The organism is Leptospira fletcheri, assembly GCF_004769195.1.
In the GTDB taxonomy this organism is placed as follows: Bacteria; Spirochaetota; Leptospiria; order Leptospirales; family Leptospiraceae; genus Leptospira_B; species Leptospira_B fletcheri.
In genome coordinates this window covers 304,512-320,505 of sequence record NZ_RQET01000001.1, presented here as the reverse complement: position 1 = coordinate 320,505, position 15,994 = coordinate 304,512, and the positions used below count along the sequence as shown (strand labels likewise).

The 15,994-nt window shown below is 46.7% G+C and carries 11 protein-coding genes; 9 read left to right on the top strand and 2 right to left on the bottom strand.

Translation table 11 applies throughout. The features are described 5' to 3' along the window. The first annotated feature begins 73 nt into the window (after positions 1-73). The 4 genes from EHO60_RS01420 (at position 74) to EHO60_RS01405 (ending at position 5,714) form a co-directional block, all read left to right on the top strand. The gene (locus tag EHO60_RS01420) at positions 74-3,199 is read left to right on the top strand and encodes an ATP-binding protein (RefSeq protein WP_135766371.1); all 3,126 of its coding nucleotides are present in this window, start codon (positions 74-76) and stop codon (positions 3,197-3,199) included. Positions 3,200-3,211: 12 nt separating this feature from the next. Further along, positions 3,212-3,616: a response regulator gene (locus EHO60_RS01415; protein ID WP_135766370.1), complete on the top strand. Its 405-nt coding sequence runs from the start codon at positions 3,212-3,214 to the stop codon at positions 3,614-3,616. Between the two features lie 25 nt (positions 3,617-3,641). Then, positions 3,642-4,745 carry a helix-turn-helix domain-containing protein gene (locus EHO60_RS01410; RefSeq protein WP_210409302.1) on the top strand — a complete coding sequence of 368 codons (1,104 nt, stop codon included), beginning with the start codon at positions 3,642-3,644 and terminating at the stop codon, positions 4,743-4,745. Positions 4,746-4,850: 105 nt separating this feature from the next. Beyond that, positions 4,851-5,714 carry a sterol desaturase family protein gene (locus EHO60_RS01405; protein WP_135766369.1) on the top strand — a complete coding sequence of 288 codons (864 nt, stop codon included), beginning with the start codon at positions 4,851-4,853 and terminating at the stop codon, positions 5,712-5,714. Between the two features lie 45 nt (positions 5,715-5,759). On the opposite strand, the gene EHO60_RS01400 is transcribed toward EHO60_RS01405, so the two are convergent. After that, complete coding sequence (locus tag EHO60_RS01400) at positions 5,760-8,927, bottom strand: SpoIIE family protein phosphatase (protein ID WP_135766368.1); 3,168 nt, start codon at positions 8,925-8,927, stop codon at positions 5,760-5,762. A 111-nt stretch (positions 8,928-9,038) separates the two neighbouring features. On the opposite strand from EHO60_RS01400, the gene EHO60_RS01395 reads away from it, so the two are divergent. The 5 genes from EHO60_RS01395 (at position 9,039) to EHO60_RS01380 (ending at position 14,914) form a co-directional block, all read left to right on the top strand. Next, entirely contained in the window at positions 9,039-9,284 is a 246-nt protein-coding gene (locus tag EHO60_RS01395) for a hypothetical protein (RefSeq protein WP_135766367.1), read from the top strand. Between the two features lie 804 nt (positions 9,285-10,088). Further along, complete coding sequence (locus EHO60_RS17060; RefSeq protein ID WP_167880121.1) at positions 10,089-10,259, top strand: hypothetical protein; 171 nt, start codon at positions 10,089-10,091, stop codon at positions 10,257-10,259. A 225-nt stretch (positions 10,260-10,484) separates the two neighbouring features. Further along, positions 10,485-12,464 carry an LTA synthase family protein gene (locus EHO60_RS01390; RefSeq protein ID WP_135766366.1) on the top strand — a complete coding sequence of 660 codons (1,980 nt, stop codon included), beginning with the start codon at positions 10,485-10,487 and terminating at the stop codon, positions 12,462-12,464. Between the two features lie 141 nt (positions 12,465-12,605). After that, the gene (locus tag EHO60_RS01385) at positions 12,606-14,540 is read left to right on the top strand and encodes an adenylate/guanylate cyclase domain-containing protein (RefSeq protein ID WP_246028087.1); all 1,935 of its coding nucleotides are present in this window, start codon (positions 12,606-12,608) and stop codon (positions 14,538-14,540) included. 170 nt (positions 14,541-14,710) lie between these two features. Continuing rightward, positions 14,711-14,914, top strand: coding sequence for a YgaP family membrane protein (locus EHO60_RS01380; RefSeq protein WP_135766364.1), 204 nt, complete (start codon positions 14,711-14,713; stop codon positions 14,912-14,914). A gap of 80 nt (positions 14,915-14,994) precedes the next feature. Here the strand turns inward: EHO60_RS01380 and EHO60_RS01375 are convergent, their stop codons facing one another. Further along, positions 14,995-15,801, bottom strand: a complete 807-nt coding sequence (locus EHO60_RS01375) for an enoyl-CoA hydratase-related protein (protein WP_135766363.1) — start codon at positions 15,799-15,801, stop codon at positions 14,995-14,997. Positions 15,802-15,994 lie beyond the last annotated feature (193 nt).

Below are 15,994 nucleotides of genomic sequence, written 5' to 3'. Positions count from 1 at the left end.
GGTACTTCGAGATGAACCTCTGCGGATTTTACCCGATTTTAGCGACTGCCGTTAAAGGAAATATTCTTCCGTTATGAACCTTTTCCTAAAATGGTTGGAAGGAGTTTTCGGTTTTCTGCCTCTTCCGTTACTCGAGGTTTGGGGGCGTTTCGGCTATCTCGTCGGAGTTTTATTGATGCTCTGCGCTTACGGAGGACTGACATTTCGTCCGAACGGTAAATGGGGGATCGCCAGAGAAAGACAGATCTGGGATTCTCAGGCATTGTATAGCATGGGCCTGACGTTCGTGAGCGTATTCGTTACGGGGTATCTAGGCTCTTTGATCGTACTCGTTCCCGGCGCCCAGACCTTCGAATCCGTAAAGGATCTTTCCGTTTTTTTGTGCATCGTCCTTTTCGGATACCCTGCGTTGGTCGTTGTTCCCTTCGCTTACGGCCTTTCCGATCTGATCGAGGGAGTTCCACCGGAGTTTCTAGCGGATTGGATCCTGGGTTATTTTATCAATCCTTCCTGTTTTTGGGTAGCGTACCAATTCATCGGAAAGAATCCCGATTTTAAAAGCCTGCGAACTTGGGGGTGGTATCTCAGTTTCGTGCTTATTTTCATGACGATCGAGCCTCAGCTTTGGGGATACATATGCTCCGATAAGTTCACGCCCGAGATCTCCTATCGGAATATTTCACCGGCGCTTTTCTTTACGACCTCAGTGACCTGGGTTTTCGCTCCCTTCGGCATGTTGGTCTTTCTACCTTTGGCAAGAAAGTATTCCCTGTATTGGGCGGAAATCCCCGGGCATGTCAGGGAGATCTCCCTGGATGGAAAAATCCGGATTTGGGAAAGCGGTCGGACGGAGCGGAAAGAAGGAGAGATTAGAAGTAACGGCGGTTTGCCTATCAGAATGCTGATCGCTTCTCCTTTTATCGTCCTGGTTTTGGTTATGGTGGGAATGACCGCCTATCTGACTCTTAAAAGTTCGGAAGAGTCGGCGAACAAATTAGCGCTACGACTTCACCAGGAGATTTCGGAAAATATCAATCTTCAGCTGGATGATTTTTTGGAAAAAAGGTTCGTGACGGACGATCCTCCCGCGAAGGAGATCTCCGCACTCCTTCAAAATTCGGGGATCGCTCGACAAGGACGCGCGTATATTCTAGATAGAAATTCCAACTTGGTTTCTTCTTCTCTTAAGCCGCAGACGACTCCTTCCGAGTCAGAAAAAAATTTCGCCGCGACCGCATCGGAAGATCTGGTGATCGCCAATTCGGTACAGTCTTTGGAAAAGAGATTGGGGGACCTTCATCGATTAAGAACTTCCACGCAGTTTTATTTCGATGTGATTACCGCAAGGCCTTTGTCCAGGGAGACCTGGCTGGCCCAAGCCACTCCTTACACGGACGGAGAGAATCGGCAGGATTGGATCGTCGTTACCGCATTGCCTGAATCCTATTATTTGGCCGGAGTCAGAACGGGTAACAGCCAATCTGCTATGGTTTTTGCGATCGGACTTCTTCTTTCCTTGTTAGTTGCCGCCTTTCTTTCCGGGATCGTAAGCACTCCGATCGCTCGCATTTCGAGCGCGACGGAAGCGTTGGCGCGAGGAGAATTTTCCCGCAGGGTACCTACGAGTCGTCTGGAAGAAGTCGGTTCCCTTTCCTCTTCCTTCAATCGTATGGCTGAGCAACTCCAAGAATTGATCTTCCGTACCAAATCGAGCGAAGAGCGTTTCAGAGATTTGGTCGAAACGACTCCCGGGATCGTGTGGGAGGCCTCCGCTACGGACTTGGATTTTATTTTCGTAAGTAGCCAGGCGGATTCCTTAGGTTTTGCGGTGGAAGAGTGGACGAAACCGGGTTTCTGGATTTCCAGAATCCATCCCGAAGACCGAGAAAGGGTGATCGGTCTCTGCAAGGAATCGATCGGAAAATCGGAATCTTTCGAATTCGAATACAGGTTCGTCGGGAAAAACGAAAAAGTGACCTGGTTGAAAAACTTGGTCAAAGTGATTTACGAAAAAGAGGAGCCGAAGTATCTCCGCGGGGTCATGGTCGACGTGACTAAAAATAAACAGGCGGAAGAAACCATCCTGGACTTGAACGCGAACCTCGAAAAAAAGATCGATCAGCGAACGCAGGAACTGCAGAAATCGAACGCGAATTTGGTCGATGCCGTCGAGAATCTAGAAAAGTTAATGCGTGAATTGAAGGATGCGCAGGAGCAACTTCTCTTATCGGAAAAACTAGCTGCACTTGGACAACTCGCCGCAGGTATGACGCACGAATTGAATACTCCGCTTGGAGCGATCGTGTCTTCGAACCGCGCCATTTTAGAGATTTTACAGAACGATCTTAAAAAACTTCCCGGCGTCTTTTCCGATTTGGGCGGGGAGGATCTGGAGATATTCAGGGTTCTGTTCGAAGAAAGTCTAAAAGACGCGTCTCAATCCCAGGAAATTCCGGATCGAGCCATCCGAAAAGATCTTCTGCAATCGTTAAACGAAGCGAGGATAAAGGATGCGGAAACCATAACGAATCTGATTCTGGATGCGGGATTGTACAGAATCGGAGAAAAAACGCTTCTTGATCTCGTCAAGACGGATAAGGTCGTTCCGATCTTATCGGCGGTTTCCACTCTCTCTACGATCGTCCGCTTAAGCCAAGTCATAAAGATCGCTACGGGTAAAGCTTCACATGTGGTGCTGGCGCTGAAGAATTATCTGAACCCCGGTGCGTTGCCTCTGGAAACCATGGGGGGACTTTTACCGGTAGACGTCAGAAGTGAAATAGAAACCGTACTCACTCTATACCATAGTAAGATTAAATCCGGAGTCGAGATCGTAAAAAATTTCGCGACCGAAGAAGAATGCATCGGAGACGCGGATAAATTGAACCAGGTATGGATCAATCTTTTGAATAATGGTTTGCAGTCCATGAACTATAAGGGCAGACTGGAAATCGAAATTCGAGAGGAAAATCCTTGGATTATCACGTCGTTTATCGATTCGGGCGAAGGGATCCCGAAGGAGATCCAAGGAAAAATTTTCGATCCCTTCTTTACCACGAAAAGGCACGGGGAAGGCATCGGCCTTGGATTGGATATTTGTAAAAAAATTATAGAGAAAATGGGTGGAAAGATAGAATTCGAGAGCGTGCCGGGGAGAACCAGATTCAGCGTCTGGCTCAAATCCGCGACGGCTATTTAGAGGAGATATTGAATGGTGACGGCCCAAAGAAGCGCGATTTTATGTGTAGATGACGAACCGATCATTTTGATCACTCTCAAGCAGGAATTACGAAAACGATTTGGGGACGAATACCAATACGAAACGGCGTTGAACGCTAAAGAAGCGTTGGAAGTAGTGGACGAACTTGTAAATACCGGAATCAACGTCATCCTGATCCTATCGGACTGGCTGATGCCAGGTCTGAAAGGGGACGAGTTCCTGATATTGATCCATGCAAAATATCCCGAGATTCGCTCGATCTTGATCACCGGACATGTGGATGAAACTGCGGCTCGTCGAGTCAAAAGCGAGGCCGGGACCTATGCCGTTTTTTCGAAGCCGTGGGACGCGAAACAATTGATGGACGCCGTCCAAATCTGCTGTAACCGAGGATAGGTCTATTATCGAGGATCGTTAAAGGGTGGCGGATTCGTTTCTATCGTTTTTCCTTCTTTTCTCCTCGCTTCTCGCCTTGTTGTATGCGATGGGGGAGGTATTCGCATTTTCGAGAGGGAATAGAAGGATCGTATTGTTCGGAATTTTTCTGCTCCTCTCCTATTTTCTATTTCACGCGTATCTGGTTTCTTCGCACAATATTTTACATTTTCCTTATTTATTTTTAACTCATTTACCTTGTTCCGCTTTGCTGGGCGCGTTGCTGGAAAGGTATCTTCTTCTGGCATGGGGAAATCCTGCGGAGAAGCCGGGGCGGTTCGTTCTGAAAATCCTTCCCGCCGTCGGGATCGGGCTTTGGCTGGTCCCGTTTTATTTTCAGGATGGGGACAGGAAGAGGGAATTACTTCTTAGGGTTTTCGATCAGGGCTCCGACTGGAGCGTCAAAGGGCCGGTGCTCTTTACGATGTGCATCCTGCTCTTCTTTCTGCTTTCTTTTTTGATACGCCTTTTCCGAACGGTTCGAGTTTCCGTGATTCGAACAGAAATCAATCTGATGACCATTCTCCTTTTTTCGGGTTTTGCGATTTTGAGTACCTTTCTCGGCGCATTTTCGGTGCTGACGGGTAGGCCCGATCCTTTGGGAAAAATAGGAACTTGGATCGGCTTGTTTCTGCTCTTCATTTATGTTTACCGGCAGAGATATCCGGAATTCTTTCTGGAAGTTCGAAAGGTAGTTGAAGAGGAAAAGCGGGCCAAAGCATCCCAACTCGCGAAGCTGAACCTGAACGAGATACGGGAGAACTTACGGAACCTGTTCGAGACGGAAAAAATCTATCGTGAGGACGAACTGACTCTGACTCTTTTGGCAGGACGGTTGAATCTGACTCCGCACCAGTTATCCGAATACCTGAATACAGGAGAAGGGAAAAGCTTCTTCCAAATATTAAACGAATATCGGGTCGAAGATGCGAAACAAAGGATCCGGACCCAACCCGAGGAAACTCTTTTGGCGATCGCTTATTCCTCGGGGTTCAGATCCAAGTCCACTTTTAACGAAGTCTTTCGGAAGGAAACAGGCCTGACTCCGTCCGCTTATAGAAAGAGGAGCCTTCGAAAATCTAAAAAATAGGTCCGGAGGGATCGGATCGGACCCTTTTTTCCACCCGTTCCGATCGGACCGGTCGCAAAAAACGATCTCTTAATCTAATATGGAGACGATTTAGGAGATATATCGATGCCGTCTTGCCAATTTAGCCTTGAATGCGTGGAGTCGTTCGCGCTTTTCCAACTCAGCATGAATTTTCTGCGCTATTATCCTCTAGCGGCTCTGGTTTTTCTCGTTTTTTGGATCTGGAAAAAGGGATCTTTCCAAAAATTCAGAATCCAACAGTCTTTTCCTAAGTCGGACAAGATTTGGTCCGAAATCAAGCAATCCGCAGTGACCTTATTCATGTTCAGCGGGATCGCGATTTCCGTTTACGTCCTGTCGGGCCTCGGAATTTTGAATCGTAAGATTTATTTCAATCTGTCCGAGCACGGCGGATGGGCTTACGGATTTTTCAGCCTTTTCTTGATTACGGTTTGGCACGAGACTTGGTTCTATTGGTTCCACAGATTGATGCACCATAGGAAAGTCTATCCGCTTGTCCATTCTCTCCATCATAAATCCGTAAATCCTTCCCCTTTCGCAGCATATAATTTTCATTGGATCGAGGCTTTTTTGGAAGCTTTCTACGTGGTTCCTTTTATCTGCGTCGTTCCTTTCCATTTCGGCTTCTTTTTGGCGCATACCTTTTACGCTATGGTGATGAATATCTGGTGGCACACCGGTTACGAACTTTTTCCCAGAGGTTGGGCAAAGCATCCTATTTTGAAATGGATCAATACTTCCACCCACCACAACATGCACCACCAACGTTTTCACGGGAATTACAGTCTTTATTTTAATTTTTGGGACAGAGTGATGAAGACGAATTTCGAGGATTATGAAACGACTTTCGAAACCGTCGCGAAGGGAAGGGCAGACGGAAGAAATGCCGACAGGAACTCGCGCGGAGATTTGGTAGACTCTTTGGCGTTCGCTTCGGAGGAAAGATAAGCGGATCAGGAGATCCGCGGCGGAGTCCCCGTTTTCGAATTCGGTTTACATCCGTTCTTCGCCGCTCTGTTTATCCGCCAATTTTCCCAGAAAGTCCTTGAGTTTCAGGATCGCGTTGCTGTCCGGGGAGATTACGGAAGCTTCTTGCGTAACGGACGCCGCTTGATCGAATTTTTTCAGGATGATGAAAACCTGCGCAAGGTTCATCAGATTTTTGAGATGGTTCGGATCTCTTAACCGTAAGCGTTCTCCGAATTCTAATGCTTTGCGTAGCATCCCGGCTTTTCTCGCTGCAAAGGAGGCGATATAAAGGATTTCGTTGTCGATCGGTCGTAAATCGAGATAATCTTCCGCGTATTTGGCGGCTTCACGATAGTTTTTCAGCTTGAGGTGGAGACGGACGAAGTTTCTTTTTACCTCGGGAATCCGACTGTTCAGAGTTTCCGCCTCCTGGAGGAAGGAGATCGCCTCGGAAATGTCCGATTCGTTCGTAGTCGCTTTTGCGCGTCGAAGCAATTCCAGGATTTTCCGCTTCTCGCTTTCCTCTTCCGGAGAGATCCGGTTCGGCTCCAGATAGGAGAGTCGGATCAGAGAAAGATCGTCGGTAAGTTTTCCTCTCTTAAGAATGCCGTCGTAAATACCCGGCAATTCTCCGTCGGCTTCTTCGACGATTTTCAGAAAGAGGTGCTCGTCGTCGTTTAATAACCGTCCTCCTGTCGCGTCCATGCCGATCAGTATATCGTCCCTACCGTCTGATCCGGCTATCATCACGTCTCCGGGTTCCAATTGAAAGGTCTTGATCGAGATTCTGCCTTCCAGTCCCGTGGTTCCTAATTTACGAAATAATAACTCGTTTTCTATAAACGAAGATATTCCGTCCCTATATAGAACTGTCCAAGGGTGTTCCGCGTTGATATAATAAAGAATTCCGGCCTGATCGTCGATCAGGCCCATGACCAGAGATACAAGCATGGAACCGTCAAAACTTTCGAAAACTTTATGAAGTTCCGTAAACGCGCCCTTCAGCCAATGTTCGGGGGAAAGGTTGCGCATCGATTCCACCAGTCTCGTCCTCTCTATGATGGACTCGAAGACGGAACCTAAAACCAAAGCTCCTCCGGCTCCTTGCATGGATTTTCCCATGGCGTCAGCGTTTAAGAATACCGTAAACGTTCTTCGTTTCAGCTCTATGTGATTGGCGATATTCATATCGCCGCCGATCTCGTCCTCGTAGTTTCTAAAAGTGAACTTTTTCTTCTGTTCCAGTAGAAAATCCACTTTCACCCTATCCTGAACAGCCTTGTTCTCCCCTAACGGTCGGATCAAAAGCGAAGTAAGGAAGTAATCCCCGTCCTGCTGCTGTTTGAGTTCCTTGATCTCTTCCAAGGATAGCTCGAGTTCTTTCGTCCGCTCTTTGACCTTATCTTCCAATTCGGCCGCGTACTGTTCCAATCGTTTCCTTGCAGCCTGGATAGATCTGGTCATCCTGTTAAACGACCTCGCTATGAAACCGATTTCGTCCTCGACTCTCGGCGTTAGCCTGTAATCCAGATTCCCCGAATTTACCTCCCTGAGTCCGGTCACAACTTCGTTTAAAGGCGTAAGGAGAGCGCCGTCAAAGAAGAGTCGGAATCCGATCGCGGTGACGAAAAAGATGGATAAAAGGGAAACGGCCAGTATCCAAGAAGGAGGGTGGAGAAATTGCCTTAGGGTTCTGTAGTCGAATCCGGCTTCGTAGATCTTACCCGTTTTAGGATGTTGGTATATATAGGAAACGTAATAATTGGGTTTAGGGTCCCCCGGGCGAAAAGTTCTGACTCCCCTATATATGCGTTCTTCCTCTTTTCTCAGCGGGATCGCGATGGAAAGGAAAAGCTGATTCAATTCCTCGCCGCTCATGCCCTCGCGAACGCCGCTCCTGAATCTCTCCGTAAGGGATTTCATCGTGGCCGAAATGCCGACCTCCTCCGAGCGGAACAGTTTGTCGGTTAGGCTATTGTCGCTTTTATTCGGTGCGTTATAGAATTTATTTCGAATGACTGAAAATCTCTTTTCTATCTCTCCGAAAAAACGTTCCACATCCGGATCCGAAACCTTTCCGTCCCCTTTGGATTCCAGAAATTCCAAAAGGCCGCTCCTATAAATTCCGAACGCATCCGGCGATTCTTCCAGGATCTTTTCGGATCTTTTCCGCCTTTGTCTCGCATCCATATTTCCTAGGCTTAACAGCTTTTTGGTATAATATAAAAATCTTAATTCTTCCCCGTCGCTTTTTCCGGTCCTGGGATCTTTGGATCCGTATTCCGTTTTTATTTCGGAATTTTCCGGATCGAAAGACAAGAGATATAGTAGATCTTTCGGTCTTTCTTCGTTTAAAACGGCAGATCTTGTGACGTGAGTTTGAATCGTATCGAAAGAAGAATCGTAGCCGTTCAGGATCGCATATCCGACCAATTGAAACGTCAAGAGGAAGGTCGCCATCGCGATTCCTATGATGCGACTCAGGATGGTGGTTCTTTCCTTCGTGATATTCACGTATAGGACGATCATCAGAAAATATCCCGCCACCAAGGTTAGGTCGGCACATTGTTGGTAAGCCGCTCGTGATACCGTTCCGTCCCTGCTCAGAGCGTTCATAATCCCGGAAAAAATACTTAAAAAGCAGTACGTCAGAAGGAGATAGATCACGGCCCTTCTTTGCTTTCCTTTTTCCGCATAGGCCCGCCAGATCCCGGCGGCGATCAGACAAAGAATATAAAATAAGACCAGGATGGAAAAGATTTTATAAAAAAGTTGTGTTTGGAAATCCCAATGGTGGCTTCCGAAAACAAAGGTCCTGGGGGCTTGTAAGGAGACGATGACGTAAAAGGCCGTGATGACGATGATTCCGGCGTAGAGGGCAAAGAAAATCCCGAGCCCTAATTTCACCCTTTTCGGTTCGGGGAAATAGAAGAAGAATAGAAATAGGTGGATCAGGCTGATCAACGGAACGGGAATCATGAACCATCTATGATAAATCGTCCATTCGTCGTACGAGGAAAATCCGACCGCATAAGCGGAGTGATACAGAATCGTTATGCATGTGGCCAACCCGATGTTTAGGGCGGCCTTACTTCTATCCTTAATCCTGAGGAAAAAGAAAGCGGCGTAAGCGGAAAACAACGCTGCTAATAATGATCCAAAGGAATAAAAATTTAGAAAAAAAGATTCCATATCGGGATTCAGAAAAATCTCCAAAAAAATCGGAACGTCAAGGAAAATAGCGTATTTTTTTCGTCATATTAATCCTAAAGGTGCGGAATTTCGCAGGGGAAGGGAAAAATCATGAGGGGCACGATCGCCGGACTAAACGAAAAGGACAATAAGATCATCATCCGTACGGACTTCGGATATACATACGGTATAGCCGATGTTTCTTATATGAAAATCAATCAGCTAGTTTCCGGAGATCTTAGGAGTAACGGTTTTGAAATTCTGACGAACCTGAATTCCGGTGACGATTTCGTGGTGGAAATAGAAGCTTATGATTGCTCCCACGAAGCGGCAATACTTCTTTTAGATCGGAGCTGATCGAATTCGAACTCAGTCTATCGAGATCGTTGGGACTCCGGACAGATTCGAGATAAACCCGCAACCATGCGGGCTTTTTTGTTTTTTCGAAATTTTTATCTGTGCTTCCCGCTTTCCTTTGCCATCCTGATTCCCGTGCGACTTTAAGGTAAAATTCGCTGCATTCCTTTTTTCTATACTTGAAACAAGAAAAGGGTACCGTGTAAATTTATGTTATAAGTGATTAGAAATAGAAAATTATAATAATCTGAAATTCTATAATAACTTGTAGGATACTGTTCCGGTTTTTCGGTATTTTGTTTCTGTGTCTAAAAGGGGTTTATGATCATTCTCCAAGGTTGGGGCTTGGTGACGGGATGGAATCGGTGCCGCTTCGAGAAATTGAGAAGGTGAGTGAGAAATTTTAGTAGTGTGTATTCGATCCATTTCGACGGAAAATCGGTGAAATATCATATTCTAGAATCAATTTTAGTATTTAGGGAAATCGGCAGAATTTCCAGGACAGGGTCTGCAATTTGAAGTTCGGGGAAGGCGATCGAGAAGAAAGCTACACCGTTTCTGCCGAAGATTCCCAGTTTTAGATCGGAAAATGAAAGTCGGAAGAATTCCGCGAGGCTTGCGAGGAGAATCCCTGTTCGGATTTTATCGTATCGAACATCGGGGAAAGGTGAAGTCGGCAGACGAAACTTTGTAGTCCCATGTATTTAAATAAAAGATAAATTCGTCATATACGATATACGCTAAGTACTTGACGGGGAATGTGGAAAAGTTGGAAGATATTTGGGGAGATTGGGGGAGAAGCTGATGAGCAGGAAGATTTTAATTGCCAGCCTCTGGATTTTATGGCTATATTCGGCTAGAGGAAATGTGCAGCTGGGCAGTTATAATTCCATCGAGGAATGCAAGTCGGCAAAGGAAGCCGACCATACGGGCATTATGTTCTGGAAGACCTATTGTGTAGAATCCAAACAGTAAGTCTTAAGAAGGACTGAATTCGCAAAAAAGAGCTCGGAGTCGGGGACGATCCGGGCTCTTTTTCGTTTTGTGGACCCGTTGGAGGGCGGATCATTCGACTTTCCAGGCTGACTTTTTAGACCTTCGTTTTAAACTTGGCTTTTCGAAGACGGAAATTCCGAACGGAGCCTTTCCTTTCCCCTGAAATTCGCTTGCCTTGTGACCTGATTCGTTGATTTTGCTTTTGTGGAAAAAAAAACGTCCTTTAATATTAGATTAATATTATTCTATTTTCTCCTTTTCTACATTATCCTACTCCTTTATAAAATCGCGTTCGTTTGGATCTACTCCTACCGTCTGGACGGGGTCGGAGTGCGGGCGTTTTTGTTGGCTTCTGCGGTCGGCCTTAGATTCGATCTGGCGACGATTTCCATGCTTTTGGCTCTTTTTGCCGTGCCATTGTTGGTACCTGTACTGGGACGGATCCGATTCTATCGATTGTTTTGGGGATATTCCGCCATATTAATCACGCTTTGGATGGTCGGGCATTTGAGCGCGGATCTGATTTATTATGAAAACGGAAATAAGCACCTAGGTTACGAAGGTTTCGTATTCTTCGGAAACAGCTTTTGGGTGATTTTTAAGTCCGCCCTTACGGAAAGCCCTAGGTTCCTGACCTTCATGATTTGCTCTGCTGTCGTTTTTCTCCTCGTTGCGGGCGTCGTTTTCTGGAGAAGGGTGCCTAAAAATTCCGAACAGGGCAACTGGATCTACGAGTCTCTCCGTTTGTTCTTAATCGTGGCATTTTTGGTGATCGCTATCCGAGGAGGCGTGCAGGAAACTCCGCTTCGTCCCGCTTATGCGGCGACTTCTACGAATCCTTTTTTGAACGATCTTCCTTTAAACGGGATCTACACATCCATTATAGATTTGAAAAGTCAAAATTTGAATCCGAATCTGGTGATGAAGAAAACTGACGCGGTGCGGATCGTACGCGAGGAGATCGAATATCCGAACGCTGAGTTTGTAAGCGACAAATATCCTTTGCTGCGTTTTCAAAAAGGAACGAACGAGGGCGCTCCTCCGAACATCGTACTAGTGTTGTTGGAAAGTTGGACCGGTAAATTTATCCGACCCATATCCGACGGGATGGTGGAAGGGAAGGAGCTGACTCCTCATTTTAATCGATTGGTCAGAGAAGGGAAATTCTTCACGCATTTCTTCGCCTCGGGAGGAAGAACTACGAACGGAATGATGTCCGTTTTGACGGGCATACCGGATCGCCCCGGGCTGACCGTGGTTCGTACACACCAAGTCCTCGGCAATTTTTCCGGCATCGGATCCATATTTAAGAACTTGGGTTACGAAACCTATTTCGTAACCGGAGGGGACTTAACCTTCGATAACGAGTCCGTGTTGATGCCTCATTGGGGGTTCCAGACTGTCGTCGGAGAGGCGGAGATCCGGAGTCTCGGACGTTTTCAGAAAGGGGCTTGGGGTTATGACGACGCGGACGTACTGCAATTATTACACGAGAAAATCAGCTCTTCTTCCAAGCCTTTTTTTGGGGTGGCCTTGACTTTGACCACACACTATCCTTATAAGACCCCCGAGAAGCGGTTCGACATTTTCGATTCGTCTATTAGGGATTACGAATATTTAAACGTGTATCATTACTCCGATTGGGCTATCGGTCAATTCATAGAAAGGGCCAAAAAATTTCCGTATTTCAAAAACACCGTTTTTGTCTTTGTGGCGGATCATACCCATCACCGTTATCTGAATTATTACGAGGACAGGAATATCCCCTTCCTGATTTACGCTCCGGGCAGAATTTCGCCTGGAAGGAACGATGCATTCGCTTCTCAATTGGATATCATTCCGACCGTTCTCGGGATCGTAGGAAAACCGGCGTATTTTTCCTCGATGGGCCGGGACTTATTCTCTTCAAACCGTACGGAAAGCGCATACTTCGCGTACGGGACTCTTTTCGGATGGATCGAAAAGGATTTATTTCATCTGGAATATGCGGACGGAAAAGGGGGAGCCGAATATTCGGTTTCGGCGCCGCAGGGTCCGACGGAATTCTGCAAAAAAGACCCGGCTTTTTGTCGCCAAGCCTCCGATAAGGCGCGCGCTTTCTTAAATCTGAGTTATCAATTATTGAATAGTAATTCGATCTTTCCGTCCGAGAAGGAGATGAGGTCCGGATCCTTCGCAGATTGAGGAAGGATCTTATCGCGGTTCCGGCAAAAAGGATCCGTTAAAACGGTCGATTCTTTTCGTTTTTTATCGTCCTCTTATCTCATGTTTGGCGAAGGTAGAAGCCGGTCAAAATCAACGCGCTCTTCTTACGATCCGATTCTTTTGTTTTGGATTTTAAGAGCGGTTCAATTTTTAAAAATCGGAAAATTTTCCGGAATTTCTCTGTTCTTCCTTTTTTCCGTTTCGGCTTGTACAGGCTCCGCTTCCTCCAAAATTTCTCCGCTAGCGGAGAAGGGAGTTCTAGATTTAAGGGAGTGGAATTTTTCCGAGGACGGAATCGTTAAGTTGGATGGAGAGTGGAAGTTCCAGTGGAAAGAACTGACTCTTTCCCGTCCTTCCGAAACGAATTCCGAACGATCCATTTTGACCGTGGTACCGGGAAACTGGAACCAAATTTCGGATATAGAGGGATTGAATTCCTTCCAAGCCTACGGTTACGGTACGTATTCTTTGAAGGTCTTGCTCGGAAAGGATGCGGAAAGACTAATGCTACGTTTTCAGGACGCGGGGACTGCGGCTTCGGTTTTTGTGGACGGAAAAAAAATCGCACGTAACGGAGTCGTCGGAATCGATTCCAATTCCTCAAGGCCTCAGTATCTTCCGCAATACAACTCCCTTTCCTTTCCAAAAAACGAATTTACCATTACGGTGGAGGTTTCCAACTTTCATCACTTTAAGGGAGGACTTTGGGAATCGATACGACTCGGAACGGAATCCGAAATGCAAGTTTTCCGAGAAGATCATGCCAACAGCGAAATGTTTCTTTTCGGAAGCATCATGATTATGGCGTTTTATCATTTCGGTCTTTTTTCGCTCAGGAGAAGGGATCTAAGCGGGCTATATTTCGGAGCGTTCTGCTTTTCCATAGGCATGCGTTTGTTGGTGACCGGGGAAAGGTTTTTGATCAGAAAATTTCCCGATATTCCTTGGGAGTTTTGGAACAAAATAGAATATTTATCCATATACGTTTCCGTTCCTCTTTTCGTGAATTATATGGATGCGCTTTTTCCCGGCGCATTCTCCAGTAGGATCCGAAGAGCGACGCAATGGTTCTATTCTCTTTTGTCAGTTTTCGTGATTCTCACTCCAGCGAGTATTTATTCCCATTCGATGATTCCGTTCGAGCTACTTATGCTCATGAATATCGGATGGTTGATTTTTATACTCGCCAGGCTGTTCTATCGGGGAGCGGAAGGTGCGTCTATGGCCTTGGGAGGACTGTTGGCTCTGACCGCGAGTTCGATAAACGACATACTGTATTCCCAAGCGCTGGTCAGTACAGGATATTATCTTCCTTTCGGTCTCTTTGCGTTCATATTCGCCCAGTCGTATCTGCTTTCCTTCAGGTTTTCCCAGGCATTCCTGTACATAGAGCGATTGTCCGATAACCTTCTAGAAGTGAACAGGGCTTACAGTCGGTTCGTTCCTTTGGAATTTTTGAAATTTCTAAATAAGGAAAACATAACGGAAATCGGTTTGGGAAACCAAGTCCAGAGGGAAATGACCATCCTCTTTTCCGATATCCGCGATTTTACGCATCTTTCAGAAAAGATGAGCCCGAAAGACAATTTCGATTTTTTGAATTCGTACATGAGAAAGATGGGACCCGTCATCCGAAAGAACAACGGTTTCGTGGATAAGTATCTAGGCGACGGTATTATGGCTCTGTTTCCCCATAGCGCCGACGACGCCTTGCAGGCAGCGGCGGAGATGCTTCAGGAACTGGAAGATCTGAATCGAAGCAGAAAGGAGAAAAAGTTCGAACCGATCCGTATCGGAATCGGACTTCATACCGGAACTCTGATGCTCGGAACGATCGGAGAGGACCAACGGATGGATGGTACCGTTATTTCGGATGCAGTCAACTTGGCCTCCAGAATAGAAGGATTGACCAAGCAATTCCATACGAATCTTCTATTGAGCGAAAGCACTTATAAAAAGATCCGTAACAAAAGAAAGTTCAGATTCAAAAGACTCGGAAAAGTCGCCGTAAAGGGAAAGTCCAAGTCCAGCCAAGTATACGAAGTCGTCTGTTAGGCGGGAAAAAATAGAGAGCTGCTTCCTATATTTGCGCTTCCTGAATTATAAACTTAGACGATTTTATGATGAAAGTCGACCACGTTTCCTAGTTTTCTTTCTTCCGGCATATTGACATAACGAATTTTTGATGGATACTGAAATCCGGATGGCTTGCATCCGGAGGTACTATGAAAGTCAATGAAGGAACGCTGGATAGAATTCTACGCGTTGTCATAGGAATGACTCTGGTCGGAGTGGGCTTTTGGTCTAAAACGTGGACGGGCGGCTTTCTGATCATCATCGGATGGATTCCGGTGTTGACAGGTTTAATCGGATGGTGCCCGTTTTATGCACTGCTCGGCTTCCACAGTTATCGGATTAAGAGATCTTAACCGCTAAAAAGCGAACGAAACCCCCGGCGATTCCGAAGAAATTTCGGGATTGTCGGGGCGATTTTAGATCAAGGTCAGGATCATCGGAACCAAAATCGATCTCCATTTTGAAAGCCGGCTACGCCTTCCCGGAAAGATTCGCTGGTCACGACCGGATAGATTCCCTTCGCTTCCGTTTCCAGCGCTTCCTCTAAGGGGCGTCCGTATCCGTCGATTGCGGAAGTGAGATCCGCCATTAAAGCGTCTCTAGGAACAGCGCAGATCTGCTCGGCGTATCTCCTTGCTCGCGCAATTCCTCTGCCTTTGGGAGTGACTTCCCACACGAGTCCGATCGCATGCGCGCGGTCGGCGCGGATTCTCTGGCCCGTAATGATCAAAGGGAGGGCGGAGCCGGGGCCGATCAGCCAAGGCAAATAGACGGTTCCCCCGTCGGCTAACGGAACACCCCAACGTCTACAGGCTACGGAAAACATGGCCTGCTTTTCCGCGATCCGGATATGGCCGTGGCAAAAAAGTTCCAATCCGCCTGCGTACGTATAACCTTGAGAAACCGTGATGACGGGTTTTCTCTGGACCACTCTCGTTCCTCCCATGGGCCCCGTGGAATTTTTGATCCAATGCCTGACTTCGTCGTTCGTTCCGTTTATTTTCATCAGGGTGTTTAGTGCGTTTAGATCCGCACCCGCACAAAAGGATTTTTCCCCGGTCCCTCTCAGGATTGCCACTGTCAGGTCCGGGTCGTCCCGAAATTTCTTCCATGCGGAAAGTAGCAAGTCCGCGGTTTCTCCGTTAACGCAATTGTGTACCTCCGGACGGTTGATTACGATTTCGAAGATGTTTCCGTTTTTCACGGGAATGATTTCCGTAAGAACTGTTTTCTGACTCATACCGTTTTTCTCCCGTCCTAGATGTCCCGACCTAAGTTCTAGTCGCGCCCAAGAATAGGGCCGTTTCCGGTTCTGGAAAGAAGAAAAGAAATCCGGTCTGCCAAATCTTCACCGATGTTTCGTTTAGCGAACATCGTTATTTTATATAAAAAGGATGCGGATCCGAGGATCGCATCTAAGATTTGTATTACGG

Coding starts and splice junctions, on each gene's coding strand:
- EHO60_RS01420 (WP_135766371.1), top strand. CDS start 74: ATGAACCTTTTCCTAAAATGGTTGGAAGGAGTTTTCGGTTTTCTGCCT.
- EHO60_RS01415 (WP_135766370.1), top strand. CDS start 3,212: ATGGTGACGGCCCAAAGAAGCGCGATTTTATGTGTAGATGACGAACCG.
- EHO60_RS01405 (WP_135766369.1), top strand. CDS start 4,851: ATGCCGTCTTGCCAATTTAGCCTTGAATGCGTGGAGTCGTTCGCGCTT.
- EHO60_RS01400 (WP_135766368.1), bottom strand. CDS start 8,927: ATGGAATCTTTTTTTCTAAATTTTTATTCCTTTGGATCATTATTAGCA.
- EHO60_RS01395 (WP_135766367.1), top strand. CDS start 9,039: ATGAGGGGCACGATCGCCGGACTAAACGAAAAGGACAATAAGATCATC.
- EHO60_RS17060 (WP_167880121.1), top strand. CDS start 10,089: ATGAGCAGGAAGATTTTAATTGCCAGCCTCTGGATTTTATGGCTATAT.
- EHO60_RS01380 (WP_135766364.1), top strand. CDS start 14,711: ATGAAAGTCAATGAAGGAACGCTGGATAGAATTCTACGCGTTGTCATA.
- EHO60_RS01375 (WP_135766363.1), bottom strand. CDS start 15,801: ATGAGTCAGAAAACAGTTCTTACGGAAATCATTCCCGTGAAAAACGGA.